The organism is Streptomyces sp. NPDC031274, from assembly GCF_055570235.1.
The window spans coordinates 335,825-361,688 of record NZ_JBVIHP010000004.1 but is presented as its reverse complement, the minus strand read 5'-3'; the positions used below and the strand labels follow the sequence as shown (position 1 = coordinate 361,688).

Below are 25,864 nucleotides of genomic sequence, written 5' to 3'. Positions count from 1 at the left end.
CTTTCCTGGCGAGGAACGTCCCGTGAGCGTTCCGCTCCGCACGCGCCCCGCCCCGGGGGCGCGCCCGGCCGTGCTTCGGCCGCGTCGAGGGCTACACCTCGGCCGCGTCGGGGCCGATTCTGCTCCGTACCGCGGTCTGTACCTCGTCCTCCTCGGCGGGGTCCGCGGCGAGCCTTCTGAGCTGGGTGACCACGCGGGCGTCGCCGGTCTCCGCGTGCCTGGCGGCGACCTCGCGGGTGGACTCCTCGCAGTCCCACAGGCATTCGACGGCGAATCCGGCGGCGAAAGAGGGATCGGTGGCGGCGAGCGCGCGGGCGGCGCGTCCGCGCAGGTGGGAGGAGGCGGTCTCGCGGTAGACGTGCCGCAGGACGGGGGCCGCGCAGGCGATGCCGAGCCGTCCCGCGCCGTCGACGAGCGTCCAGAGGGTCGGCGCGTCCGGGCCTTCGCCCCGTACGGCTTCCCGCAGGGCGGCGAGGACGAGCTTGCTGTCCTGGGCCGCGCCCCTGCAGGCGAGCACCCGCCCCGCTGCGGCGCCGAGCACGTCGGGCCGCAGGGCCCAGCGGCGGGCCCGCTCCACGGCGGCGACGCCGCGCATCCGCTCGAAGGACTCGGCCGCGGCGTCCACGACGGCCCGTGACGGGCTCTGGACGGCTTCCTCGATCAGGTCGAACACGTCGGGATCGTGGGCGTCCGCGAGGTAGCGCAGGGCCGTGCCGCGCGCCCCGTCGGAGCCGTTGCGGGCGGCTTCGAGGATCTCGGCGCGGTCGTCGGGCCCGGCGACCGCGCTCAGGCAGCGGGCCGCGGGCACATGCAGGACGGCGCCGCGTTCGAGCCCTTCCTGCGCCCAGTCGAAGACGGCCTGGACGCTCCAGCCGGGGCGTGGCCCCGATGGCCGCATCTGGCGTTGCCAGCGGTCGAAGGATCCCTGCTCACGGGCGGCCCGCACGCGGGCGCCGACAGCCTGCCGCGGATCCTCCTCCCACAGCCGCCAGGGCCGGGGTTCGTAGGCGTCGCGCACGACGGCGGCAAGCTCTGCCTCGCCCTCCGCGTCCGAGGGGAATCTGGCGAGCACGGGCTCGGCGAGGGCGCGCAGGCCCGCGTCGTCGTCCCGCATCGCCAGCTCGTCCAGGGCCCAGGCCCAATTGGTGCCGAACGCCGCGTACCTTCGCAGCAGTTCGAGGGCGTCGTGCCTGCCGTAGGAGGCGAGGTGGCCCAGGACCGCGAGTGCGAGGCCGGTGCGTGAGTCGTCCGTGTTCAGGACGTCCTCGGCATCGAAGAGATGCCGCTCGATCTCGTCGATACCGCCACGCAGATCGAGATAGAGCCTGGCGTAGTACAGGGAGCGGTTCTCGACCTGCCAGTCGTGGCGTGGGTCGTGGAGCACACAGGTCTCAAGGGCGGCGAGCGCCTCGGATCGGGGTGCGGTGAGTGCGTGCAGGGTGCCGTCACCGCGGCCCCTCTGCAGCAGGCCGAGCAGCGTACCGCTGGGCGCTATGACCGGATCGAACATGGGAAACAGCCTCACATCAAGCGTCGACGCAACCGGGAATCGTGAATTACCTGGCCGTGCGCCAACACGTCGGGCCGCCCGCCGTCTCTTGCTTGGTGTAGACCATCTTCCTCTGCCTCTCGTCGGTGGCCCGTAGTGATCCCGGACGGGAGGTCCGGGGGCGAGCCGCTCACGGTCCGCGCGGTGCGGCGTCTCCTGCCCCGCCGTCGCGTCCGTGAATCACGTCGTCATGATGACCCAGCGGTTCAACCCGCCGCGACCACATTTCCAGCGCCCCCGTTGTTGCTGGTCAGCTACCCCGTTCAGGCCGCCCCGAACAGCTCGAGCAGCTCCGTCTTGGCGAACATCCGGGCGGTGTCCACCGCCGACGGTGTGCCCGCGGCCGGATCCGCGCCCGAGTCGAGCAGCGCCCTGACCACCGCGTCCTCGCCCTTGAATACGGCACCGGCGAGCGGGGTCTGCCCCCGGTCGTTGGCACGGTTGGCGTCGCCGCCCCGCTCCAGGAGGGCCCGTACCGCTTCCGCGTGGCCGTGGTAGGCGGCGAGCATCACGAGGGAGTCCCCGCTGTCGTTCGTGAGGTTCGCCGGAACTCCCGCGTCCACGTACGCGGCGAGGGCCGCGGTGTCGCCCTGGCGCGCCAGATCGAAGATCTTGGTCGCCAGCTCCACGACTTCCGGGTCGGGGGCTTCACTCATGGACCGGACCGCCTTTCGACTGCGGGGTGACTCGGGGGTCGTACGGCGACCGGTGCAGCCGTACGGGTGAACCGACAGGCTACTGCCCGTCCGGGCACATGACCGGGCACACCCGCGGCAAAGATCATCAAGGAACCCGAACACCCCCCGGATCCACTCCCGGGTGGCCCAGTAGACCCCCGCCATTCGAGGGAATTCCGGAAAAATTCCCCCATTTGCACCTTTTATCGTATGGATACATGCTGTGAACCTGGAACAACTCATGGTGACTGTCCCCACCAACCAGGAGAACCGTCATGATCCTTTCCATCTCGGGCGTCGTGCTGCTCGGCATCATCGTCTTCCTGTTCTTCCGCAAGGACGGCCTCAAGGCGTCCCACGCTCTGGTCTGCGCGCTCTTCGGCTTCTTCATGGCGGGCACCGCCATCGCCCCGAGCATCAAGGCCGGCAGCGCGAGCCTGGCGAGCCTCCTCGGCGGGATCAAGTTCTGACGCCTCCTGCCCCCTGTAGTACTTCGTTCGCACCAACTGGAGACTGACGTGGCCCGGCGCCCCCTCCCCCGCATCCTGAGCAACGGAACCGCCTCGATCGCCCGGAGCCGGGAGTTCGCACGGTCGGCCGCCGACAACGCCACCGACGTCCTCCACCCGCTGATCACGATCACTCGTGGACTGCGCCGGCTGGCAGCGGCCGGGCGGCGCAAGTGGGCCGACACCCCCAAGGACCGGCGCGGACCGCTGCTGTTCCTCGTGGCCTCCGTCGTCCTGGTCGTGGCCCTCATTCCGTACGGTCCGCTGCTCGCCGCCATCTGCCTGATGGCGGCCGCCGCGTGGACCGGCAGGGAACGCACGGCGCCGGCGCCCACCGGCCCCGACGAGGCGCAGACCCAGCGGCTGCAGTCCCTCTACGAAGCGCTCGTCCCGTACTTCTCCGTCCCCGAGGACCCCGCGCCGCTCTTCGCGCACGGCGGCGAGTGGGACAAGGCCCTCACGTCGTACGAGTTCGACGACAACGGACGTGTCTCCCGTCTGGTGGTGCGCTACCCCGCGTACTTCACGGACGGCGAGCCCGAATCGCGCGCACGCATCGAGCAGCTGCTGCACGCGAAGGCGGGCCGTGGCCGCGAGTACCACTTCGAGTGGGACGAGGAGGGCAACCAGCTCACGGTGAACGTGCTCCCCCCGCTGCCCACCGACATCGCCGCCCAGCGGTTCGTCACGGCCCCCGGTGAGACCGTGCTCGGCTTCACCGACCCCACCGGCGTCCAGCGCACCCTGCCCGTGACGGACGGCGACGAGCAGCGCGACGTACCCCCCGTCGTCTGGCGCACGGGCCCCCGCTCCACCGAGCCCCACCTCCTGGTGGTCGGCGAGCCCGGCAGCGGCACCACGACCCTGCTGCGCTCCATCGCCCTGCAGGCCCTGCTGCACGGCGACGTCCTGATCATCGAGGGCAGCGGCATCGGCGACTACGCCTGCCTGACCGGCCGTGACGGCGTCCTGGCCATCGAGTGCGGGCTCGCCGGAGCCCTGGCGAGCCTGGAGTGGGCCGCGCACGAGACGGAGCGGCGCCTGATCTCCGCCAACCGCGCCCGGCAGGCGGGCCACCCCGCCCCGGACGACACCAAACGGCCCCTGTGGATCATCCTGGACCGCCCCAGCGTGCTCGGTCACCTGGCCGCCGCTGACGGACGCAAGGACCCGCAGTCGCTGCTCCAGGTGCCGCTGCGGCACGGCAGGGCGGCCAGTGTCACGGTCGTCGTGGCCGACCAGTTCGACAGCCTGGAGGCGCTGAGCGATCCGGTGCGCCAGCACACACGCGCGCGCGTGGTCCTCGGCCCCACGACGCTCGACCAGGTCGAGGACATCCTCGGAGTACCGCCCCGCACGACGCCCACGTCCGACGTCCCGCCCGGCCGCGGCTACGCCCGGCTCGGCACGGGCCAGGTGCACCGGCTCCAGGTGCCCGCGACGCCCGATCCGTACGACGACGCGACGAGTGAGTCGCACCGGCAGGCGGTGACGGAGCTGCTGCCCGCACGGAGTGCTCCGGCCGACGCGGACGCCGACACCGAAGCGGGCATCGGCACCGGCACCGGCACCGGCACAGAGACGGCCGAGGCCGTGGAAGCAAACGAATCCGACACCGCGGCGACAGAATCCGCCACGAAGCCGGAGCCCGTGCCCGCCGAGAGCTGACCGGAGCCGGTCCTCAGGCCACGAAGGCCCGCGACGCGTCCACGCCCGAGCCCGCCCCCGTCTCCACCAGGCGCGCGGCCGCCGCGAGGCGCGCCGCCGCCTCGTCCGCCACCGCGCCTCCCACGGTGAACGGCAGCCGCACATACCCCTCGAAGGCCCCGTCCACCCCGAAACGCGGCCCTGAGGGGACCCTGACCCCCACCCGCTCGCCCACTTCGGCGAGGCGGGAGCCGGAGAGGCCTCCGGCGCGCGCCCACAGGGTCAGGCCGCCCGCCGGTACCGCGAACTCCCAGTCGGGCAGTTCGCGGCGGACCGCGGCGACCAGGGCGTCGCGGTTCTCACGGGCCTGGTCCCTGCGCACCCGCACGGCCGACTCCCAGCCGCCGGTGCTCAGGAGCCAGTTCACGGCCAGCTGTTCCAGGACGGGGGTGCCCATGTCGGCGTACGCACGCGCCGAGACCAGGCTCCGGATCACATCGGGAGCGGCCCGCACCCAGCCGATGCGCATGCCCGCCCAGAACGCCTTGCTCGCCGAGCCGACGGTGATGACGGTCGAGCCCGCCGGGTCGAAGCCGCAGACGGGGCGAGGCATCGTCAGGCCGTCGTCGAGCTCCAGCTCGACCATGGTCTCGTCCACGACGACGACCGTTCCCGCGGAGCGCGCGGCATCGACGAGCTTGCGCCGCTGGTCCTCGTCGGCGAGCGCGCCCGTGGGGTTGTGGAAGTCCGCGACCACATAGGCGAGGCGGGGGGCGGCATCGCGAAGGACCTGCCGCCACCGGTCCATGTCCCAGCCTTCGAGCCCCTCGGACATGGCGACGGGGACGAGGCGGGCGCCCGTCTCGCGCATCAGTTGCAGGATGTTGGCGTACGAGGGGGACTCGACGGCGATGCGTTCGCCGCGCGGCGCGAACAGGTGGCAGATCGCGTCGATGGCGCCCATCGCCCCGGTCGTGACCATGATCTGTTCGGGCATCGTCGGGATGCCGCGCGCGGTGTAGCGCTCGGCGAGCATCTGGCGCAGCGCGGGCAGACCGGCCGGGAAGTCTCCGTGGGTGTGCGCGTACGGAGGCAGTTCCTCCAGGGCGCCCTGCACGGCGCGGGTGAGCCAGGGCTCGGGAGCGGGCAGCGCCGCGCAGCCCAGGTCGATCATGGAGCCGAGCGCCTCGGGCGGAAGGGGTTCGAGCCCGCGCGCGGGGAGGGGGTTACCGGCCGGGACCGCGGTCCAGCTGCCCGCTCCCCTGCGGGACTCCAGGAAGCCCTCGGTGCGCAGTGCCTCGTAGGCGGCGGCGACCGTGGTCCGGCTGACGGCGAGGGACACGGCGAGCTCACGCTCGGCGGGCAGGCGCGCGGCGACCGGGACGCGGCCTTCGAGGACGAGCATGCGGACGCCGTCGGCGAGGGCGCGGTAGGCGGGCGGGCGGCGCGTGCCGGGGCCCGCGGGGCGCGTCTGCTGCGAGGTGAGCAGCCGGGCGAGCTGTGTGGCACCCACCGCTGAAGTCCACTGAGCCATGATTCCCAGTCCACCTTCCTGGAATTGGCCATGGTTGGCATCCCGTTACGAGCCACAGAGTGTCATGTGTCAGGCCACTATCACCAGCAGGGGGGCCATCTCTTGTCCACGCCGAAGCCACATAAGCCGTCGCACCTCGCACGCCGGCTGATCCAGCTGTACGTCGGTCTGGCGCTGTACGGCGCGAGCTCCGGGCTCCTGGTGGTGTCCGGCCTCGGTCTCGAACCGTGGAACGTGCTGCACCAGGGCCTCGCCGAGCTGACCGGGATGTCCATCGGCGTCGTCTCGATCTTCATCGGGGCCGCGGTGCTGCTCCTGTGGATCCCGCTGCGGCAGCGTCCCGGGCTCGGCACGGTGTCCAACGTCTTCGTGGTCGGCCTGGCGATGGACGGCACCCTGGCCCTGCTGCCGGACGCGCACGCGCTCGGCGCCCGCATACCGCTCCTCGTGGCGGGGATCGTCCTGAACGGCGTGGCGACCGGGCTCTACATCTCGGCGAAGTTCGGTCCCGGACCGCGGGACGGCCTGATGACGGGCCTGCACCAGCGCACCGGCCGTTCGATCCGGCTGATGCGGACACTGGTCGAGGTGGCGGTGGTCGCCACCGGCTTCGCCTTCGGCGGCACGGTGGGCATCGGAACGGTCCTCTACGCCCTTGCGATCGGCCCGCTGGCCCAGTTCTTCCTGCGCCTCTTCGCCGTCCCCGCTCCATCCGGGGAAGAGCCCGTGGTCGCCGACGGTCAATCGGAGCAGGCGATACTGCAGCGGTGACCACGCACGTACGCCATCCCTACCTCGACCATCCGGGGCCGCTCCCCTTCGCCCACCGCGGCGGGACGGCGGACGGCCTGGAGAACACCGCCGCCGCGTTCCGGCGCGCGGTCGACCTGGGGTACCGCTACATCGAGACGGACGTGCACGCCACATCGGACGGCCTCCTCGTGGCCTTCCACGACGCGACGCTCGACCGCGTGACGGACGCGGCCGGGCGGATCGCTGACCTTCCGTGGAACGACGTGCGCCACGCGCGCGTGGCGGGCAGCGAGCCGGTGCCCCTCTTCGAAGAGCTCCTGGAGACCTTCCCCGACGTCCGCTGGAACGTGGACGTCAAGGCCGAGCCCGCCCTGCTCCCGCTCCTCGAGCTGCTGCGCCGCACCGACGCCTGGGACCGCGTGTGCGTCGGCTCGTTCTCCGAGGCCCGCGTGGCACGGGCCCAGCGGCTCGCGGGCCCGCGCCTCGCCACGTCCTTCGGTACGCGGGGAGCGGCGGGCCTGCGGCTGCGCTCGTACGGCGTGCCCGCCCCCGTGCGCCGCTCGGCGGTGTGCGCGCAGGTGCCCGAGACGCATGCCGGGATCCGGGTGGTGGACCGGCGCTTCGTACGCGCGGCCCACGCGCGCGGGCTGCAGGTACATGTGTGGACGGTCAATGACGCCGATCGCATGGCCGCTCTTCTCGGCCTCGGAGTGGATGGCATCATCACTGATCACATCGAGACGCTGCGCGAAGTGCTGAAGGACCGGGGAGCCTGGGCCTGACCGCCTTGAGGGCGGCAGCGGACCACGGGGACCAATGAGGGGGCACGGGTGGGCACCGACACCGTGCGTACGGCACCACCGGACGACGAGAGCGCCGCCGCGCGGCGGCGCGAGCAGCACGGCTGGTACATCTACGACTGGGCGTGCTCGGTCTACTCGACCAGCGTCCTGACCGTGTTCCTCGGCCCGTATCTGACGGAGATCGCCAAGTCGGCCGCGGACGGCGACGGATACGTCCACCCGCTGGGCATCCCGGTCAGCGCCGGGTCCTTCTTCGCGTACGCGGTGTCGGCATCGGTGATCGTGTCGGTCTTCGTCATGCCGCTCGCGGGCGCCGCAGCCGACCGCACGGGCCGCAAGAAGCCGCTGCTCGCGGTGGCCGCCTATGTGGGGGCCGCGTCGACGGCCGGCATGTTCTTCCTGGACGGCGACCGCTATCTCCTCGGCGGCTTCCTGCTGATCGTCTCCAACGCCTCGCTCGCCGTCTCGATGGTGGTCTACAACTCCTATCTGCCGCAGATCGCGCCTCCGCACGAGCGTGACGCGGTCTCCTCACGCGGATGGGCGTTCGGTTACGCGGCGGGCGCGCTCGTCCTGGTGGCGAATCTGGTCCTGTTCCTGGCCCATGACACCTTCGGTGTCTCGGAGTCCACGGCCGTGCGCATCTGTCTGGCGTCGGCGGGTGTGTGGTGGGGCGCCTTCACGCTCGTACCGCTGCGGCGGCTTCGCGACCGCGAGGCGCCGCCTTCGTGGTCGTCCTCACAAGGATCGGCGCGCGGCTGGCGGCAGCTGGCGTCGACCGTGCGCGACATGCGCCGCCATCCGCACACCCTGGCGTTCCTGCTCGCCTATCTCGTCTACAACGACGGCGTGCAGACGGTGATCTCCCAGGCGTCCGTCTACGGCTCCGAGGAGCTCGGCCTCGACCAGTCCACGCTGATCGTGGCGGTTCTGCTCGTGCAGGTGCTCGCGGTGGCGGGGGCGCTCGCCATGGGGCGCCTCGCACGGACGTACGGAGCCAAGCGCACCATCCTCGGCTCGCTCGTCGCGTGGACGGTGACGATCGGGGCCGGGTTCTTCCTGCCCGCGGGCGCGCCGGTGTGGTTCTTCGTGCTCGCGGCGGGCATCGGTCTGGTGCTCGGGGGTTCCCAGGCGCTCTCACGGTCCCTGTTCTCGCATCTGGTGCCTGCGGGCAAGGAGGCCGAGTACTTCTCCGCGTACGAGATCAGCGACCGCGGCATGGCCTGGCTCGGGCCGCTGATCTTCGGCCTGACGTACCAGCTCACGGGCAGCTACCGGGACGCGATCGTCTCGCTCGTGGCCTTCTTCGTGATCGGTTTCGCCCTGCTCGCGCGGGTACCCGTACGGCGCGCGATCCGCGACGCGGGAAATCCCGTACCCGACAGGATTTAGCAACTGAAGCCAAAGGGCGGTAGTGTACGCGTTTGGCTTACCAGGCGGACCGTTACTGCGCGCTCAAGATTGAGAAACGCAGGGTGACATCCTCTGTCAGATGTGACATACCGGGCGCTGGTGGGTACAACAAGGGGCGGCATACGACGGCGACGCATGACCCTTAACGGGAATCTTTACCGCCGACCGGACGTTGACCGGATGACGACGACAGCGACACCTGTCCTGTGGGCGACAAGCCCGGGAGGCACGATTCATGAGTGAGCGAGCTCTTCGCGGCACGCGCCTCGTGGTGACCAGCTACGAGACCGACCGCGGCATCGACTTGGCTCCGCGCCAGGCCGTGGAGTACGCATGCCAGAACGGACATCGATTTGAGATGCCGTTCTCGGTAGAGGCAGAAATCCCGCCGGAGTGGGAGTGCAAGGTCTGCGGGGTCCAGGCACTCCTTGTAGACGGCGACGGACCTGAGGAGAAGAAGGGCAAGCCTGCGCGTACGCACTGGGACATGCTCATGGAGCGCCGTACTCGAGAAGAACTCGAGGAGGTCCTGGAGGAGCGCCTCGCGGTTCTCCGTTCAGGGGCCATGAACATCGCGGTGCATCCGCGGGACTCCCGCAAGTCCGCCTGACGGCGAACTGAACAACACCGCACACGAAGTCCGGGGCCACTGCTCAGCAGTGGCCCCGGACTTCGTGCTGTGCACGGACTTCATACTGTGTGCTCTCAGGCCGCCCGCGCGGGCGGCCTGAGAGCCAGCTCAACGCGGCGGGAGCTGCGGGTCGTCCGGGTGCCGGTAGCGGTCCTGCCGTTCGTCGTCCCTGATGACCTCGCCCTGGACGACCTTGCCGTCCGGGCGGTGCATGCGCGCCTGCTGGAACGCGTCGCCGAGACCGCCCTGTGCGGCCTCACGGACCTTGCGCTCGAAAGTCTTCTCCGCCGTACGACTGACAACCTTCTGGACGGGAGGGACGAGCAGGAGCAGTCCCAGGGCGTCGGAGATCAGTCCCGGCAGGATGATCAGCAGGCCGCCCAGCATCGTCAGGGCGTTGCCGCCGCCCCGCTCGGAGGAGTTGGGCGCCAGACCGCTCTGCTGCTGTTGCACGGCCTCGCTCAGCTCGCGGAAGGCCCTGCGGCCCGCGTGCTTGATGACCATGCCGCCGAGCACGACACCGGCCACGAGCAGCAGGAAGACCGTCAGTCCGCCCGCGGCGCCCGCCACCACGGTGAGCAGCCAGATCTCGAGGACCAGCCAGGCGGCGATGCCCAGCGGCAGGAACCTCAGGACGCGGGAGCGCCGGGGCCGGGCGGGTCTGGTGGGCGATGCGCCAGTCGTCATGGTTCCAGTGTGCCTGGGCCCGGCTCAGACCGGCGTAAGGAAATGATCAACAAGCGACCGCCGGAGCGGTGGTCAGGAGGTCTTGGGATCCCTCGGAGGCTCCTGCGCCCCCGCGGTCTCCTTGCGGCCCAGCGGTTCGGCGTCCTTGCGGTCCGGCACTTCGGTGTCCTTGCGGTCCGGTGCTTCGGTGTCCTCGCGGCTCGGCGGCTCGGCATCCTTGCGGATCGGCGCTTCGGCGTCCTTGCGGCCCAGCGGCTCGGCATCCTTGCGGCCGAGGGCGTCGGTGTCCTTGCGGCCCAGCGCGCGTCCCACGCGGCCCACCCGCTCCCCCACCCCCCACGCCGTGACGCGCCACAGCGCCTCGGCGACGATGTCCTGGCTCATCTTGCTGTCGCCGAGCTCCCGCTCGACGAAGGTGATCGGCACCTCGACGACGTGATAGCCCGACTTGATCGCCCGGCGGGCCAGGTCGACCTGGAAGCAGTAGCCCTGCGAGGCGACCTCGCTGAGGCCGATGCCTTCGAGGGTCTCGCGGCGGAAGGCGCGGTAGCCGCCCGTGACGTCGCGGATCGGCACGTCGAGCATCATCCGGGAGTACGTACTGCCGCCGCGCGAGATGAGCTGGCGGTACTTGGGCCAGTTCACGATCCGGCCGCCCGGCACCCAGCGCGAGCCGAGGACCAGGTCGGCGCCCTTGAGCGCGGTGAGCAGCCGGGGCAGCTCCTCGGGCTGGTGGGAGCCGTCGGCGTCCATCTCCACGACCACGCCGTAGCCGTTGTCCAGGCCCCACTGGAAGCCCGCGAGATAGGCCGCGCCGAGGCCTTCCTTGCCCTTGCGGTGCAGTACGTGGACGTGGTCGTCCTCGACCGCGAGCTCATCGGCGATCTTGCCGGTGCCGTCGGGGCTGTTGTCGTCGGCGACGAGGATGTGTGCCTCGGGCACGGAGACCCGGACACGGCCGACGATGGACTGGATGTTCTCCGCCTCGTTGTAGGTCGGAATGATCACCAAGGCCATGCCGAGCGGGCCGAACTGCCTCCCCTGGTCACCGGTTTCGGAGACCCCACCGCCGTCGTTCACTACTGCCCCTTCGTTCGTACGCAGAGGACCACCATAGTGGCCGCTTCCCGCACGGCCACGACGGCACGGGTGGTTGAGGGGGAGTACTACGGATCGGGGCCCGGCGCCCTTCGGGCCGACCTGGGGCCCGCTGGCTGCGGGTCGACCGAAAGCCGTTGTCTACTGAGCGTCCGGGCCCGACCCGGGTCACACCTGCCGACCCGGTGGAACGTTCCCTCGCATCCGCGGCGCGGGCGCTGGACCTGGCTCCCAGTGGTGGTGCGCCGGTGCGGCACACCACCCATGGCCCAGCGGCGTTCGACGTTTGCGTGGAGATTCTCCGGTCGGACGTCCTTTGGTGGACCCGGCCGAACCTACCGGCCTACGGCGGCGTTCTGTCAATAGCCGTTTGACCTGGGGCGATTCCAAAAACAGCCAGGTCAGTGCCGAGGATACCCAGGTCGCGCGACGCGACAACCGACCGCGATCGGCGGTACGCACCGCCGGGACATCACTCGTCCGGCCCTACGAAGACCGGTTTTCCGAAGACGACCGTGCGCAGGCAGACGGGGAGTTCGACGCCGGGGGTCAGGTCGGGCAGACCGGGGGTTCCGGAGCGCGGGTCGGTCGACCAGCGCGCGACACGGTCGTCCGGCGCCTGAACCACCAGTTCCGGGGTACGCCAGACGGCGTAGTCGGCGGGAGCCCCCGGCACCAGGACGCCCCCGTCGTCCCGGCCGACGGCCCGCCAGCCGCCCCGGGTGTGGGCGGTGAACGCGGCCCGCACCGAAACACGGTGTTCGAGGTTCTGATGGAACGCGGCGGCACGCACGGTGCCCCAGGGGTCGAGCGGCGTGACCGGGCTGTCGGATCCGAAGGCGAGCGGGACGCCGGCGCGCAGGAGGGCCGCGTACGGGTTGAGGGTGCGGGCCCGCTCGGCGCCCAGGCGTTGGACGTACATACCGTCCTCGCCGCCCCACAGGGCGTCGAAGGCGGGCTGCACGGAGGCGGTGAGGCCCAGTTCGGCGAAGGCGGCGATCGTCTCCGGGGTGAGCATCTCGGCGTGCTCCACGCGGTGCCTGGCGGCCCGGACGCGGGCCAGGCCGACCTTCTCGGCGGCCGCGCGGACGCCCTCCACGACCGAGGTCACCGCGGCGTCGCCGATGGCGTGGAAACCCGCCTGGACCCCTGCCTCGGTGCAGGCGACGACGTGCGCGGTGACGGCGGCGGCGTCCAGGTAGGCGGTGCCGGTGTGGCCGGAGTCGCTGTACGGCTCGTGCAGACAGGCGGTGTGCGAGCCGAGGGCGCCGTCGACGAAGAGGTCACCCGCCGCCCCGACGGCCCCCAGTTCCTTTGCACGGGCGACGCCTTCCTCACCCTGCTGCGCCCAGTAGCCGACGACGCGAGGACCGGCCTCGTCGGCGGCGAGACGAAGCAGACCCGTCAGGTCGTCCTCGCTGGAGATCTCAGGACCCGCGCACTCGTGCACGGAGCCGATACCGAGGGACGCGGCGTGCTTCAGCGCCGCGCGCTGGGCCTCGGTGCGCTGCTGCGGGGTGACGGCGCCGAGGGCGGTGGCGCGCACGGCGTGGTGGGCGTCGGCGGTCAGCGGCGCGTCCGCGTGGAAGCCGGTGCGCCCGGTGACGCCGGGGACGAGGTCGAGAAGGGCCGTGGTGACGACGGCCGAGTGGACGTCGATGCGGGAGAGGTAGAGAGGACGGCCGCCGGTCGCCTCGTCCAGCTCCGCGCGCGTGGGCGGGCGGCCGTCGGTCCAGCGGGCGGCGTCCCAGCCGTGCCCGAGGAGCACGCGGTCGTGCGGCCGGGCGGCGGCGTGTCCGCGTACGAGAGCGAGCGCGTCGTCGAGGGAGCGGGCACCCGTCAGGTCCAGTCCCGTCAGGGCGAGTCCGGTCGCCGTGGTGTGCACGTGCGCATCGGTGAACGCAGGGGTGACGAGTGCTCCTTCGAGGTCGACGACCTCGTCCACGCCGTCGGCGAACGCGTCGGCCGCGCCCTCGGATCCCACCCAGGCGACGTGCCCGCGTTCGACGACCATGGCCGTGGCGAACGGATCGGCGGGGCTGTGGACGTCTCCGCCGCGCAGCAGCACGGTGCGGTGGCCCTCAGGGCCGTTCTGGGGGGTGGTGCTCAGGCTCATGGGACCAGTTTGGCCCCTCCTTGTGCGGGCCCCGCGCAGGGGTCGCCCACGGGCGGCTCAGACCTGCGGGGGCCTGGCCTCGTACGGAGTGGAGAGCACGACCGTCGTCCGGGTGGAGACGCCGGCGAGTGCGCGCAGGCGGCTCAGCAGGTGTTCGAGGTCCAGGGGGGTCGCGACGCGCACCTTGAGGATGTAGTTCTCTTCGCCCGCCACGCTGTGGCACGCCTCGATCTCCGGGACGCCCGCGAGGCGTTCGGCGATGTCGTCGGGCGCGCTGGGGTCGAACGGCTTCACCGAGATGAACGCCGTGAGCGGCAGGCCGACGGCCTCCGGGTCCACGACCGCGGCATAGCCGCGCACGACACCGCGCTGCTCCAGGCGGCGCACACGCTGGTGCACGGCCGATGTGGACAGGCCCGTGGCCTTGCCCAGGTCGGTGTAGCTCATCCGCCCGTCCTTGACGAGCAGCTGCACGATCTGTCGGTCCAGCTCCTCCATGCGCTGAACCTACAGGGCTCTTGATCCCTCCGGATACCTGTTGGCACGACGGCGGCATCTTCTCCGGGCATGTGACGAACGCCACATACCTGTGACCGTGTCCAAAGGGATGCCACGATTACCTCTACGACGGGACGGGAAGTGCTTGCTGTGGTCGAGGCCGCAGCGCCTTCTCGGCCCACCCAAGGGGGAGAATCCCATGCAGAACTTGAAGCGCCCCGGTCGCTCTGCCCGCAGTAAGCAGCAGCGCTCCGATGAATCCGCGTCGGCACTCGTATCGGAGGGCGTCGAACCGGTTGAATCCGAGTTCGACGCGTACGACACCTTCGAGATGTACCGGGTGACGTGCCCGGACTGCGCGCAGCCGATCGCGCTCCTCGCCGACGAGGACGTCCTGCCCGAGCACGCGCTGTGCGCCACCCGGTGGAACCCGTTCGGCCTCACGGTGTGTGCGGGCACGGGCCGCGCCGCGGCCGAGGCGGAGCCCGCGGACGAGTCGATGGAGGCTCAGGAGCAGGACACGGCGCTGCTGTTGACGCTCCCTCAGGGACTCGACTGGCGCACCCAGCCCTTCTCGCACGTCGGCGGCCAGAGCTCGCGCCCGCGTCGCGTGCCCGAGCAGGACCGGCGCTCCGCGGCCTGACGCCTACCAGTAGCTGCCCTGCACCATGGCCGCCAGGCTGGCGTGGTGCAGGATCAGCGTGTCCGGATGCTCGGGGATCGCGGCCTCGCCGAAGTGCACCTGGCGGTAGGCGACGCGCAGCATGACGACGGCGTGCCGCAGCGCCGCGTACAGCGTGTGGAAGTCCATGGACCGCGGTGTGTGGCCCGTGAGCCGTGCGTAGCGCTCCTCGATGAGGTCGCGGCGCAGGAAGCCGGGCAGGCCCTCCTGCCCGAAGCTCACCGTCAGGTCCTGGAAGAAGCGGTGCAGGTAGACCATCCAGCCGAGGTCGACCTCGCGGGGTGCGAGCGCCGCCATCTCCCAGTCCAGTACGGCCGCGGGGTCGAAGCCGTCGTAGATGACGTTCCCGATGCGTGCGTCGCCCCAGTTGAGTACGGTCCCGCCCTCGTCGTCCGGCCACCACTCCTCAAGGCGCTCGAAGGCGCTCTCGATGAGGGGTGAACGGGGCAACCCCTCGACCACCCAGTCGTAGTAGGCGCGTTGGGCGGTGACGTGGCGGCGCAGCGGGCTGCCTTCACCGGGCAGGGTGAGGAACTCGGCCTCCGCGACGGGCGCTTGGTCGTGGAGGTGTGCGATCAGGCGGATCGAGGTTTCTTCCAGGTGAGCGCGTTCGGCGTCGCTCGCCGCGTGGAGCCAATTCCCCTCGTACGTATAGGGCATGACGTCCGGCGGTACGCGCCCCTCGACTCGTTCCATGACGAAGAAGGGCGCGCCGAGCGGCTCCGGATCCTCCTCGAGCCACAGCACGCGCGGCACGGGCAGGTCGGTGTGCTCGGCGACGAGTCGCATCGTGCGGTGCTGGCGCGGCAGGTCGTAGACCGGGAAGATCGTGTACGCGGCCGGGTCGGCGGCGACGCGCAACGCGCATGCTCTCAGGGGTGGTTGCGGGTGTTCGATGTCGAACAGGAGGGTCTCGCTCGACATGCCGTTGGACTCGGGGACCCGTACGCCGGTGGCCTTGGCGCCGGGCAGTCGCGCGCCGAGCCAGGCCGTGAGCCTGCGGGCGAGCTCCTCCGGGTCGCGGGTGGTGGTGCGGGGGCGGGGCTGACGGGGTGCTGTCGGCATCGCGGGACTCCTCTCAGGGCGCGACCGATTCGAAGCCGGTGAAGCCGCTCGGGTCGTGGCGGCCGAAGCTGCCGTGCTCGAAAATGCCGTACCCCGTACGCCCGTTGAGCGTGAAGCGGGCGGCATGGTCGATGACCCCGTACGCGGCCCTCGGGTGCGCCGCGGGGTCGGACAGGTCGTAGTCGCGGCGGTCGGTCCAGCCACGCCCCTGCCAGGTGCCGTGCTGCCAGTCGTCGGCCGGCGGATAGCCCGCGCCCACGGCGAGCGGCAGGGAGGCGAGTACTTCGACGCCGAGCTCCACGGGCTTGCGGTCGTCGGGGTCGGTGAGGTGGATGACGGCGCGCTCGGGGTGGCGGGTGCCGGGGCGGTAGGTGATGTCGGTCTGGGGCCAGCCGAGTTGGCGGTCACGCACGCCATGCCGGACGAGTGTCGCCTCGTTGAGGGACCGGTGGCCGTCCGCGTCCTCCTGGGCGATGACCATCAGGAAGCGGTCGTCGAAGCGCACCGGGCTCCAGATCCAGTGGAAGCCCTCGGTGCCGAACTCCTCCTCCAGGCGCCCGCGTTCCTCCCCGAGGATCGGCCGCACGCCCCAACTGCGATCGCGGGTCGCGGTCCACTGCCCCGCCGTCACCGTTATGTCCTCGCCGCCGACCCGGATCACACCGGAGCAGCCACCCGCCTGGACGAAGCGACGCCCTTCGAGGGAGAGCCGGTCGCCGCGCCGCTGAATGTGGTGCGGCTCCCAGAGGGCAGGGAAGTCCGCGGTCCACGTGATGTCGTACGAGAGCGACGCGGGGTCGTCGGGATCGGCGGCGCACCTCAGGCGCAACCGCCGCAGCGGTTCCTCGACGGTGATGGTCAGCGGGCCCACCGAGAGGTTCATCCGGTCGTCGCCGAGCGCGTCCGACGCGCGCACGGCATGGAGTGTGTCGCCTCTGCGCAGAGTGGCGTACGCGTCGATCACACCCACGTTCGGGTAGACGCCGAGCCCGAGGATGAGGAGGGAGCGCCCCTCGTGGTCGAAGAGGTGGAAGATGCAGCGGTCGTAGGCGTTGCGGTCGCCCGTCGCGACCTGCTTCATGGACAGCGGCACCTGATGGATCGGGTACTCGTCGAGCGGGACGGGACGGTCGTCTGCCACGGTCAGCCTCCCTGGGCGCACGGCAGTTCGCGAACGCGGGGCGAATTCCACTGCCCCGACAAGGAGTTGACGGTACGTCAGACTGCCTGACGGAGCCAGAGACGTGCCGGTCCGCGTCCACCGGGCCGCGGGCGCGCGCGGATCGCGCGCACGCGGAGGGTCGCACGCATGGCGCGGATGCCGGGTGACGCGGGGCGCCCCGGGCGTGCCGCGAACTGACGCTCGAATCCGACGGGCGGTGACCTGTCCCCCGCGGGGCGCGTTGGCCGCATATGACCACCCCCACGCCGATGCCCATGGCGCACCCGCCGACCGGCCGACGCAGGCGCACCCTCCTGACGGTTCCCCCGGCCGCCGAAGAATCGGTTCCCCAGAATCCTCAACCGCCGCAGCATCCCCATCCGCCGCAACACCATCAACCGCCCCAGCAGCACCCGCAGTCCCAACAGCCGCACCCCCAGGACCCGCCGATCTACCGCGCCCTCATCCGCAACTGGGCCGAGCGCGGCAAGACCCTGCCGGGCCGCCACGACCCGGAGTGGGCGAGGCTCGCGGCGCCCCCGGTCAGGCTCGGTCAGTTCAACGCGTTTCGGGACCCGCGAGGTGACGGGCGATGACCATCCGCTGGATCTGATTGGTGCCCTCGACGATCTGCAGCACCTTGGCCTCGCGCATCAAGCGCTCCACCGGGAAGTCCGCGGTGTAGCCATAGCCGCCGAGCACCTGCACGGCGTCCGTCGTGACCTTCATCGCGGCGTCCGTGCACAGCAGTTTCGCCATGGCCGCCTGCTTGGAGAACGGCCGGCCCGCGTCGCGCAACCGCGCCGCGGAGAGATAGAGCGCCCGCCCCGCCTCGATCTGCGTCGCCATGTCCGCGAGCATGAACCGAAGGCCCTGGAAGTCCGCGATCGGCCGCCCGAACTGCCGCCGCTCGGTGGCGTATCGAAGCGCCTCGTCGAGCGCCGCCTGGGCCACTCCGACGGCACAGGCCGCGATGCCGAGCCGCCCCGAGTCGAGCGCGGAGAGCGCGATCGCGAAGCCCTGTCCCTCCTCCCCGATGCGGCGGGCGTCGGACACCCGCACCCCGTCGAAGTGGATCTGGGCGGTGGGTGAGCCCTTCATGCCCATCTTCTTCTCCGGCTGCGCCGCGTTCAGGCCCTCGGCGTCGCCCGGCACGAGGAACGCGGAGATGCCGCGGGCGCCTTCGCCGCCGGTGCGGGCAAGGACGGTGCAGAAGTCGGCGACTCCGCCGTGCGTGATCCAGGCCTTCGTGCCGCTGATCACCCAGTCGTCGCCGTCACGGACGGCCTTCGTCCGCAGGGACGCGGCGTCCGAGCCGGACGCGGGCTCGGAGAGGCAGTACGCCCCGAGCAGTCCGCCGCCGAGCATCGCGGGCAGGTGCTCGGCCTGCTGCTCCTTGGTGCCGTAGCCCGCGAGCGCGTGGCAGGACAGGGAGTGGACGCTGACGCCGAGGCCGACGGTGAGCCGGGCGGCGGCGAGCTCCTCAAGGACCTGGAGATAGACCTCGTACGGCTGGTCGCCGCCGCCGAACTCACTCGCGTACGGAAGTCCGAGCAGTCCGGAATCGGAGAGGAGGGTGAAGACCTCGCGCGGGAAGTGCCCGGCCTCCTCCTCCTCGGCCGCGCGGGGGGCTATCTCCCGCTGGACGAGATCACGGACGAGCGAGAACAGGTCTCGCGCCTCGTCTGTGGGCAGCTGACGGTCCACCGGCTGCTGCAACGTTCGCTCAGGCATGGCGCTCGCATCCTCCCTTTCGGCACTGCGGCGGACCCGCGGGGTAGTGCGGGCGCCACCGTGTCTCACGGCCCGGCCAGTGGTGCCCTTCCGGGTCGCGGAAGGCGCTGTGACCAGCGGCTCTGGCGCGTTGAGTATGCCCGATCGGGGGCTGCCAGTCACTAGTTAACGACCGCTTACTCAAAAGATAGCCGACGTCCGCAAGAGGGGCGCGGAATTGGTCCGAACCATTGACCCCACTGGTCTAGTCCTCCTAGAGTCCAGCCGAGCGCTTTACCGCGTTCATGCCAATTCAACGTTCACTGACGTCGGCTGGCACCCGCAGGTCAACAGCACCATGTCCCCCCATGCGCCCTCTCCCCCCACGAGGAGAAACGATGCTCAGACCGCACCTTCCCCGCGCCCCCTTCCGGGCGCTCATCGCCACCGCGTGTTGCGCCGTGCTCGGCGGAGGTCTGCTCGCCGGAGCGGGCACCGCCGCTGCGGGGCCCGACAACGGATCCGTCAAGGCCGCGAGCTCGCAGGCCGCTGTCGGTTCCAAGGCCGCAACCGGTGCGAAGGCCGCAGCCGGTTCCAAGGTCGTCGGGTACTTCACCGAATGGGGTGTCTACGACCGGAATTACCACGTCAAGAACATCGAGACGTCCGGCTCGGCCGACAAGCTCACGCACATCAACTACGCCTTCGGCAACGTCCAGGGCGGCAAGTGCACGACGGGCGACGCCTACGCGGCGACCGACAAGGCGTACACCGCCGACCAGTCCGTGGACGGCGTCGCCGACACCTGGGACCAGGACCTGCGCGGCAACTTCAACCAGCTGCGCAAGCTCAAGAAGCTCCACCCCGACCTCAAGGTCCTGTGGTCCTTCGGCGGCTGGACCTGGTCCGGCGGCTTCACCGAGGCCGCCAAGAACCCGGCCGCGTTCGCCCAGTCCTGCTACGACCTGGTCGAGAACTCCAAGTGGGCCGATGTCTTCGACGGCATCGACATCGACTGGGAGTACCCCAACGCCTGCGGTCTGACGTGCGACACCAGCGGGCGCGCCGCGTACAAGGACCTGATGTCCGCGGTGCGTTCGAAGTTCGGCGGCGACAACCTCGTCACCGCGGCCATCCCGGCCGACGCCGAGGAGGGCGGCAAGATCGACGCCGCCGACTACGCGGGCGCCGCCCAGTACGTCGACTGGTACAACCCGATGACGTACGACTACTTCGGCGCCTGGGACGCGAAGGGCCCGACCGCCCCGCACTCACCGCTGAAGGCGTACGAAGGCGCGCCCAAGGCGACCTGGAACACGGACTCCACGATCAAGAAGCTCCAGGGTCTCGGCGTCCCGTCCGACAAGCTGCTGCTCGGCATCGGTTTCTACGGCCGCGGCTGGACGGGTGTCACGCAGAAGGAGCCCGGCGGCACCGCGACCGGGGCCGCCGCGGGCAAGTACGAGGCGGGCATCGACGACTACAAGGATCTCAAGGCCAAGTGCCCGGCCAACGGCACGGTCGGCGGGACCGCGTACGCGCACTGCGGGAACGACTGGTGGAGCTATGACACCCCGGCGACCATCGCGGGGAAGATGGACTACAAGAACCAGGCGGGCCTGGGCGGCACCTTCTTCTGGGAGCTCAGCGGCGACACGGCGAACGGCGAGCTGATCAAGGCCATCAACTGATCTGCCGCGCAGGGTGATCGGGGCGGGAGCCGGATGGCTCCCGCCCCTTCCTCATGGCCGCGGCGGGGCGGGGAACGACGGCTCGAACTCCTCGATGACGCGCAGGGTGTCGCCCAGGGTCCGCACGAGCAGGTCGCAGACCGTCTCGCGCGCGAGGCCCCGCACGCCGATCCAGTCGAGCGTGACGCCCTCCACACTGCACAGCCAGCCGAGCAGTGCCGTGCGTGCGAGGTCCGGGATGTCGCGGCGGCCGTACGCGCCGTCGGCGATCGCCCCGATCAGGGCCGCGCGCACACCGTCGCGGATGGCCTGCACCTCGGCGTCGAAGCCGACACCGCCGCTGACGATGGTGCGGTACGCCGCCTGATGGTGTTCGGCGTAGCGCAGATAGCCGTCGATGGTGCTGTGCACCCGCTCCACGGGCGGCAGGTCGTCGTGGCGTCCGGCGCGCGCGACCAGTTCCGCGACCGAGTCCTCGATGATCGCGAGGTAGTAGCCGCGCTTGGACTTGAAGTAGTAGTAGATCAGCCCCTTGGCGACGCACGCCTGTTTGGCGATGTCGTCCATCGAGAGTGCGTCGTAGGACGTGTCGGCGAACAACTTCCGCCCGATGGTGATGAGTTCGGCGCGGCGCGCCACGGAGCGATCGGTGCCGCGCGCCTGCGGGCGGGCGTCCACGGGACGGTCGGCGCCGCACTGTTGACTATTATTCAATTTCGGCCCTAGTCTCCAACTGCCTCGGGTATCCGCAGTATGGCAGAAGCACGCCACCTGCCGGTTCTGCGTCCTTGGGCGCTCTCTCACGCACTCCCCCTACGCACGTGGACCGACGTACGGGAGAAGACTCATGAGCGCAGCGCGCACCCCTTCGCGCGAAGGCAGAACCTCCTGGAAGAAGACGGCCGTCGTGGCCCTGCCGGCCGTTCTGGCCGTCGGCGCGATGGCCTCCGTGATGGCCGAGGGCGCGCTCGCCGCCTCCTTCGCCGTCTCCGGCACCAGCTTCCAGGTGTCATCCGGCAAGCTCACAAGCCAGGGCCTGTCCTCCTACGTACAGACCGACCGGGACATCGACGGCAAGGGGCACCCCGTGGCGCTCCTCGGAATCGGTGACGCGACCCTCTCCGACATCTGCCAGGCGGCCGAGGTCAAGACCCCGGTGGGCACCGTGGTGTTCAAGCTGACCGCGGGCGGCTCGGCGGGCGAGGTCACCGCGAGCAGTCTCATCATCGACGGCGAGGACCTCCAGGGCGACGCCCGCTTCGGCACCGCCGAGATCGGCCGGGACGCCTCGACCCTCGACGAGGTGTCCGGAGTCAAGGGCGAGAAGGGGAAGTTCGGACTCCAGGCCGGGGACATCACCGTCTCCGGGGTGAAGTCCCACGCCTGGTCGGCGACCGGCGGGAACTTCCGGCTCAAGGGCATGAAGCTCGACGTCAGCGTCGGCGGCAAGAAATGCTTCTGACCGGCGGCCGAAGAGCCAAAACCGCAGCCAGAACCGCAACCGGAACCGCGGCCGGATTCGGCATCGGCGCGTGGCGCAGGGACGGCGGCGGCTGGCTCGACGAGCGCCTGCCCCTGCCGGAAGCACGCCGGGTGCTGCGCGGGTGGCGGCGCACCCGGCCGTTCTGGGGCGGTCTTCTGCTCGTCCTGGGCGGCGCCGAGCTGCTCCTCGTGCCGCTGTCGCCGCTGACGGTCCTGGTCAGCCTGGGGCTCGGCGGACTCGCGGCGATCGGCATCGGGCTCGCCCTGATCGCCGCCGGGATCTTCCTGTGGCTCCTGCCGCACGCCCATCACTATGTGAGCGTCAACGCCCTGATCCTGTCGGTGCTCTCGTTCGCCGCCACGAATCTGGGCGGGTTCCTGGTGGGCATGGTGCTCGGCATCGTGGGCAGTGCGATGGGCTTCGGCTGGACGCCGATGCCCCAGGAGACAGGCGAGGACACGAACGAGGACCCTGAGCGGCCCAAGGTGCGGGACGGGCAGGGCGTACGCACGCTCGGTGTGCTGCTTCCGGTGGTCATCATCGGGGCGACGCTGTGGGATGGCACTCCGGCGCGTGCGGAGCCCGGCGACGCGATCGTGGCGGCGCGGACCCCGCCGACGGTCACCACCACGCTCTTCTCGCCGCAGGGTTTCCTGCTGGCAGGCGTACGCGAGATCCCCACGGCCGACGGGCCGTTGAAGGTCATGGTGCTGCGGATGAAGGCCGCATCGCTCACCGACTACCGGCTCACGACGCGCGACGGGAGCGATGAACTCGCCCTGGACGCCGACACCTTGGACCTGAGCGGCTCCGTCACGCTCTACCTGACGAAGTTCAAGGGCTGCCTGGAAGGCCTGCTCTGCCTGACCTTCACCCCCGACAGACTGCCGGTGCCGCCCGTCGTGCCGCCGTTCGTCTTCATGACCGACGTACAGGCCGAACAGGCCCTGGTCACATCGGACTCGATCGTGGCGGGCGGACTCACCCTGAAGGCATCGGCATGATCCAGATCCAGGCCGCCCTCTTCTGGGCGTACGCGATCGGCGCGACGTTCGCTCTCTCGGCGGGCCGGCAGTTGCAGGTGTGGGAGCGGATCAACGCGGGCGAGGGGCCGCGGACGCGCAGTCGCGCCGCCCATCCCTATCTGGCGCTCACCACGCTGTTCGCGGCGGTCCTGATGGTGCCGACGGGGCTGTTCCTGCTCTGGCAGAACCCCGCGTGGGCGACGATGCACGTCGCGGACGGGCACGACGGGGTGTGGGCGGGGTTCGTGCTCTTCTACGCGGGCGGCATCCCCGTGGCCGCGATCCTCGGGTTCCTGGTGGCGCAGGGGCTCGTCCTGGTCGGGGCGGGCTACTGGGCGTATCTCCAGTGCGTGGGCGGGTACTTCCTGCTCTTCGGAACCCTGATCCACGGCTGGGACGGCAGGGGGTACGAGCGGTTCCTCTCCCCGTCGGCACGGGACTTCGCCGGCTGGCGGCAGGACAGCGTGGTCAACCACGTACTGGACTTCCTGACGTCAGGGACGTTCCTCGCCCTGCTCCTCTTCGGCGCGGCCGTGATCGGCACGATGCTGTTCACGGAGATCGGCTGGCTGATGGAGGGCTGGTCGCTGCCCGGTGCGGACGAGGACCGCAAGGTGCACCGGTTCCTGGCGATCGCCATCGCGGCGGCCGGGGTCTACGGCCTGCCGTTCGTCGGGGCACTGATCGCCAACGTCCTGGTACGGCTCCTGGGCGGGTGGCTCGGCCTGCCGCTGTTCGCGGTCCTCGCGGGGCTCGCGCTGCTGTCGCGGCGCTCGCCCGTGCGATGGCTCTACGGCCTGGTGGGTGTGCCGCACCGGCACTGGCGGGCGGACCTCGATCCGGCCCCGGACCGCGACACCCGAGAAGATCCTGAGACCTGGGTCACAACAGACCGGTCTGCGTGACGAGCATGGCGAGGACGACGACGAGCGTCCAGCCGAGGACGTGCTCAAGGACCTTCGGGCCGTCTTCCTCGGGGCCGCCGGTGCGCGTGGTCGCGCGGGTCCGTGCGGTGGCGGTGGCTGTGGCAGCGGTCATGGCATCACTCGATACGTATGCGTCACGCCTCTCGACGCGACGTCCGGCGGTGGACTCCCCCCACTGACCCATCCACCTTGCCATCGGATTCCGCGGTCGCGGGAGAGAGGTTGGTCACTTACCCGCCGGATCCCGTACAACTCGGGCCCTGGGTCGTGCGTCTCACTAACTGCGGCGGGGGCACACCCCCAGGCGCACCCCCGCCGACTCGTTCGCGCGACCTTCTGACCGAAAGGTTCCCGATGAGCAGCACGTACCGGACGCACCGCCCCAGAGCACGGATCGCCCTCGCGGCCGCCGTCACCGTGACCGCGGCCCTGACCGGCACGGTGTCGCAGGCCGCTCCGTCCGCGTCCTCGGCACCCTCTGGATCCGGGGCACCCACGCCCGGCGCACCCGGCCTGGGCGACCCGATGTTCCCGCTGGACGGGAACGGCGGGTACCGCGTCGACCACTACACCCTGGACTTCGACTGGCAGGCCCCGAAGACGCCGTTCGAGGCGACGGCGACGATCAAGGCCACCGCCACGCAGTCGCTCTCCCAGTTCAACCTGGACTTCGGGGGCAACACCCTGCACGGCGTGAAGATCGACGGCACGACCGCGCGCACGTCCCGCGCCGGGGACGAGCTGACGGTCACGCCCAAGTCCCCCCTCGCCAAGGGCCGTACGTTCACGGCCAAGGTCACGTACACCGCCGACCCGACACAGACGCGGCACCGCGACGACGCCATCGAGGACTACGGCTGGATACCCACCGCCGACGGCACGGTGGTCTATCCCCAGCCGAACGGAGCGCGGCTGATCTTCCCGGCGAACGACCACCCCAGCCAGCGGGCGCCGATCACCTTCCGCATCACCACGCCGAAGGACCGGACGGCGGTCGCGAACGGCAAGCTGGTCGACCGTTCGGAACGCCCGGGTGACCGGGTGCGCTGGACGTACGACTCCGAACAGCCCCTTTCCACGCAGCTGGTGCAGATGGCGGTCGGCAAGTTCCAGCTGGTCGAGGGCAAGGGCCCGGGCGGTCTGCCGCTGCGGGACGTCGTCCCTGACGCGCTGGTCGAGCCGACGGCCGAGTACCGCAAACTGACCCCGGACCATCTCGCCTGGCTCCAGGAGAAGCTCGGCCCCTACCCCTTCAACCGCTACGGCCTCCTGGTCGGCGACACGGACCTGGGTGTCGCCCTGGAGACGCAGACGCTCTCGCTCATCCCGAAGGCCGACCTTCTGGGCACGAAGGTCGACGCCGAGCGGAACATGGTGCACGAGCTGACCCACCAGTGGTTCGGCGACAGCGTCGCCCTGAAGAGCTGGTCCGACCTCTGGGTGAGCGAAGGTCACGCCCGCTTCTACGAGCGGATGTACTCGCAGGAGCACGGCGGCGACAGCTTCGAAGCCGCCATGAAGACCGCCTACGCGGCCCACGACCAGTGGCGCCACGACTACGGCGCCCCCGCCGAGCCGACCGAACCGAACCTCTTCAAGCGCATGCGCTACGACGGCTCGGCCCTGGTCCTGTACGCCCTGCGGGAGCGGGTCGGCGACGCCACGTTCCAGAAGATCGAGCGGGCATGGGTGACCGGCTTCCGCGGGAAGACCGCGAGCACCCAGCAGTACATGACCCTGGCGTCGAAGGTCTCCGGCCAGGACCTGGACGGCTTCCTGCGTCCCTGGCTGTACGGCTCGAAGACACCGCCCATGCCGGGTCACCCGGACTGGGTGGTGGACCCGGTCCAGAGCTGAGGCGGCTGCCCGCCATCCGGCGGCGGCGTTCGTGTGAAGTACGCGCTCGGACGCTTGTGCGGCGGAATCCGCGGCTGCTCCACGGGTACGGTGGTGCCTCGTCGAGCTGGGAGGTCTTATGACGGACGACGAGCAGGAGCAAAAACGCCCCGAGTTGCTGGGGACGGAGATGCGCGAGGCAACGCTGCCCGACGGCTCTCACGCGGTGATCGTCGTGAAGGCGGGCACACCCCAGAACGAGGTGGACGAGAAGGCGGCCCGACTCCGGCGGGGCGCACCCGAGGGCAAGTAGCCCCGCTGATCACTCGATGGCCCCTTCCCACGTGGGAAGGGGCCATCGGCGTT

Annotated in this window: 25 protein-coding genes; 13 read left to right on the top strand and 12 right to left on the bottom strand. The window is 70.7% G+C overall.

Features of this window, described 5'->3' with window-relative positions; all coding sequences use genetic code 11:
- Window positions 1-91: 91 nt before the first annotated feature.
- Window positions 92-1,510 carry a HEAT repeat domain-containing protein gene (locus ACZ5CR_RS09880; protein ID WP_468855460.1) on the bottom strand — a complete coding sequence of 473 codons (1,419 nt, stop codon included), beginning with the start codon at window positions 1,508-1,510 and terminating at the stop codon, window positions 92-94.
- Between the two features lie 302 nt (window positions 1,511-1,812).
- On the bottom strand, window positions 1,813-2,205 hold the full coding sequence (locus tag ACZ5CR_RS09875) for an ankyrin repeat domain-containing protein (RefSeq protein WP_389916569.1): 393 nt from the start codon (window positions 2,203-2,205) through the stop codon (window positions 1,813-1,815).
- 296 nt (window positions 2,206-2,501) lie between these two features.
- Between ACZ5CR_RS09875 and ACZ5CR_RS09870 the strand changes: the two genes are divergently transcribed.
- Window positions 2,502-2,696, top strand: a complete 195-nt coding sequence (locus tag ACZ5CR_RS09870; protein ID WP_249591193.1) for a hypothetical protein — start codon at window positions 2,502-2,504, stop codon at window positions 2,694-2,696.
- A gap of 48 nt (window positions 2,697-2,744) precedes the next feature.
- The gene (locus ACZ5CR_RS09865; protein ID WP_468855458.1) at window positions 2,745-4,403 is read left to right on the top strand and encodes an ATP-binding protein; all 1,659 of its coding nucleotides are present in this window, start codon (window positions 2,745-2,747) and stop codon (window positions 4,401-4,403) included.
- Window positions 4,404-4,416: 13 nt separating this feature from the next.
- On the opposite strand, the gene ACZ5CR_RS09860 is transcribed toward ACZ5CR_RS09865, so the two are convergent.
- Window positions 4,417-5,916: an SCO1417 family PLP biosynthesis transcription factor gene (locus tag ACZ5CR_RS09860; protein ID WP_468855456.1), complete on the bottom strand. Its 1,500-nt coding sequence runs from the start codon at window positions 5,914-5,916 to the stop codon at window positions 4,417-4,419.
- Window positions 5,917-6,018: 102 nt separating this feature from the next.
- Here ACZ5CR_RS09860 and yczE point away from each other — a divergent pair, with 102 nt between their 5' ends.
- From yczE to ACZ5CR_RS09840, 4 genes are all read left to right on the top strand, one after another.
- Window positions 6,019-6,687 carry a membrane protein YczE gene (yczE, locus tag ACZ5CR_RS09855; RefSeq protein WP_468855453.1) on the top strand — a complete coding sequence of 223 codons (669 nt, stop codon included), beginning with the start codon at window positions 6,019-6,021 and terminating at the stop codon, window positions 6,685-6,687.
- Window positions 6,684-7,451 carry a glycerophosphodiester phosphodiesterase gene (locus ACZ5CR_RS09850; RefSeq protein WP_468855452.1) on the top strand — a complete coding sequence of 256 codons (768 nt, stop codon included), beginning with the start codon at window positions 6,684-6,686 and terminating at the stop codon, window positions 7,449-7,451. The genes yczE and ACZ5CR_RS09850 overlap by 4 nt, the downstream gene beginning before the upstream one ends.
- A gap of 48 nt (window positions 7,452-7,499) precedes the next feature.
- Window positions 7,500-8,864: an MFS transporter gene (locus ACZ5CR_RS09845; RefSeq protein ID WP_468855449.1), complete on the top strand. Its 1,365-nt coding sequence runs from the start codon at window positions 7,500-7,502 to the stop codon at window positions 8,862-8,864.
- 256 nt (window positions 8,865-9,120) lie between these two features.
- Window positions 9,121-9,495 carry an RNA polymerase-binding protein RbpA gene (locus ACZ5CR_RS09840; RefSeq protein ID WP_249591189.1) on the top strand — a complete coding sequence of 125 codons (375 nt, stop codon included), beginning with the start codon at window positions 9,121-9,123 and terminating at the stop codon, window positions 9,493-9,495.
- A 129-nt stretch (window positions 9,496-9,624) separates the two neighbouring features.
- Here the strand turns inward: ACZ5CR_RS09840 and fxsA are convergent, their stop codons facing one another.
- The 4 genes from fxsA to ACZ5CR_RS09820 form a co-directional block, all read right to left on the bottom strand.
- Window positions 9,625-10,203 (bottom strand): FxsA family membrane protein, encoded by a 579-nt coding sequence (gene fxsA / locus ACZ5CR_RS09835; protein WP_468855447.1) that lies wholly within the window; start codon window positions 10,201-10,203, stop codon window positions 9,625-9,627.
- Between the two features lie 72 nt (window positions 10,204-10,275).
- Entirely contained in the window at window positions 10,276-11,283 is a 1,008-nt protein-coding gene (locus ACZ5CR_RS09830) for a polyprenol monophosphomannose synthase (protein ID WP_468855444.1), read from the bottom strand.
- 490 nt (window positions 11,284-11,773) lie between these two features.
- Window positions 11,774-13,417, bottom strand: a complete 1,644-nt coding sequence (locus ACZ5CR_RS09825) for an amidohydrolase (RefSeq protein ID WP_468855442.1) — start codon at window positions 13,415-13,417, stop codon at window positions 11,774-11,776.
- A gap of 57 nt (window positions 13,418-13,474) precedes the next feature.
- Window positions 13,475-13,915 carry an Lrp/AsnC family transcriptional regulator gene (locus ACZ5CR_RS09820; protein ID WP_389914637.1) on the bottom strand — a complete coding sequence of 147 codons (441 nt, stop codon included), beginning with the start codon at window positions 13,913-13,915 and terminating at the stop codon, window positions 13,475-13,477.
- Between the two features lie 199 nt (window positions 13,916-14,114).
- Between ACZ5CR_RS09820 and ACZ5CR_RS09815 the strand changes: the two genes are divergently transcribed.
- Window positions 14,115-14,558: a hypothetical protein gene (locus ACZ5CR_RS09815; RefSeq protein ID WP_468855439.1), complete on the top strand. Its 444-nt coding sequence runs from the start codon at window positions 14,115-14,117 to the stop codon at window positions 14,556-14,558.
- Between the two features lie 3 nt (window positions 14,559-14,561).
- Here the strand turns inward: ACZ5CR_RS09815 and ACZ5CR_RS09810 are convergent, their stop codons facing one another.
- The 3 genes from ACZ5CR_RS09810 to ACZ5CR_RS09800 form a co-directional block, all read right to left on the bottom strand.
- The gene (locus ACZ5CR_RS09810; RefSeq protein WP_468855438.1) at window positions 14,562-15,662 is read right to left on the bottom strand and encodes a phosphotransferase family protein; all 1,101 of its coding nucleotides are present in this window, start codon (window positions 15,660-15,662) and stop codon (window positions 14,562-14,564) included.
- Window positions 15,663-15,675: 13 nt separating this feature from the next.
- Entirely contained in the window at window positions 15,676-16,803 is a 1,128-nt protein-coding gene (locus tag ACZ5CR_RS09805; RefSeq protein ID WP_468855437.1) for an Rv3169 family protein, read from the bottom strand.
- A gap of 579 nt (window positions 16,804-17,382) precedes the next feature.
- A complete protein-coding gene (locus ACZ5CR_RS09800) occupies window positions 17,383-18,558 on the bottom strand; it encodes an acyl-CoA dehydrogenase family protein (RefSeq protein ID WP_468855435.1) in 1,176 nt (391 codons plus the stop codon).
- Between the two features lie 377 nt (window positions 18,559-18,935).
- Here ACZ5CR_RS09800 and ACZ5CR_RS09795 point away from each other — a divergent pair, with 377 nt between their 5' ends.
- On the top strand, window positions 18,936-20,228 hold the full coding sequence (locus ACZ5CR_RS09795; RefSeq protein ID WP_468855433.1) for a glycoside hydrolase family 18 protein: 1,293 nt from the start codon (window positions 18,936-18,938) through the stop codon (window positions 20,226-20,228).
- A gap of 51 nt (window positions 20,229-20,279) precedes the next feature.
- On the opposite strand, the gene ACZ5CR_RS09790 is transcribed toward ACZ5CR_RS09795, so the two are convergent.
- Complete coding sequence (locus ACZ5CR_RS09790; protein WP_468855431.1) at window positions 20,280-20,942, bottom strand: TetR/AcrR family transcriptional regulator; 663 nt, start codon at window positions 20,940-20,942, stop codon at window positions 20,280-20,282.
- Between the two features lie 133 nt (window positions 20,943-21,075).
- On the opposite strand from ACZ5CR_RS09790, the gene ACZ5CR_RS09785 reads away from it, so the two are divergent.
- From ACZ5CR_RS09785 to ACZ5CR_RS09775, 3 genes are read left to right on the top strand one after another with little or no spacing between them, the layout of a single operon-like run.
- Window positions 21,076-21,690, top strand: a complete 615-nt coding sequence (locus tag ACZ5CR_RS09785; protein WP_468855429.1) for a DUF6230 family protein — start codon at window positions 21,076-21,078, stop codon at window positions 21,688-21,690.
- Window positions 21,681-22,715 (top strand): DUF6114 domain-containing protein, encoded by a 1,035-nt coding sequence (locus ACZ5CR_RS09780; RefSeq protein WP_468855426.1) that lies wholly within the window; start codon window positions 21,681-21,683, stop codon window positions 22,713-22,715. The genes ACZ5CR_RS09785 and ACZ5CR_RS09780 overlap by 10 nt, the downstream gene beginning before the upstream one ends.
- The gene (locus ACZ5CR_RS09775; RefSeq protein WP_468855424.1) at window positions 22,712-23,641 is read left to right on the top strand and encodes a hypothetical protein; all 930 of its coding nucleotides are present in this window, start codon (window positions 22,712-22,714) and stop codon (window positions 23,639-23,641) included. Before ACZ5CR_RS09780 ends, ACZ5CR_RS09775 begins: the two co-directional genes overlap by 4 nt.
- On the opposite strand, the gene ACZ5CR_RS09770 is transcribed toward ACZ5CR_RS09775, so the two are convergent.
- Window positions 23,619-23,774 (bottom strand): SCO1431 family membrane protein, encoded by a 156-nt coding sequence (locus tag ACZ5CR_RS09770; protein ID WP_468855422.1) that lies wholly within the window; start codon window positions 23,772-23,774, stop codon window positions 23,619-23,621. The two genes, ACZ5CR_RS09775 and ACZ5CR_RS09770, sit on opposite strands and share 23 nt — an antisense overlap.
- Window positions 23,775-24,016: 242 nt before the next feature.
- Here ACZ5CR_RS09770 and ACZ5CR_RS09765 point away from each other — a divergent pair, with 242 nt between their 5' ends.
- Together ACZ5CR_RS09765 and ACZ5CR_RS09760 are read left to right on the top strand one after the other, a co-directional pair.
- Window positions 24,017-25,519, top strand: a complete 1,503-nt coding sequence (locus ACZ5CR_RS09765) for a M1 family metallopeptidase (protein WP_468855421.1) — start codon at window positions 24,017-24,019, stop codon at window positions 25,517-25,519.
- A 118-nt stretch (window positions 25,520-25,637) separates the two neighbouring features.
- Window positions 25,638-25,811, top strand: a complete 174-nt coding sequence (locus ACZ5CR_RS09760; RefSeq protein WP_468855420.1) for a hypothetical protein — start codon at window positions 25,638-25,640, stop codon at window positions 25,809-25,811.
- Window positions 25,812-25,864 lie beyond the last annotated feature (53 nt).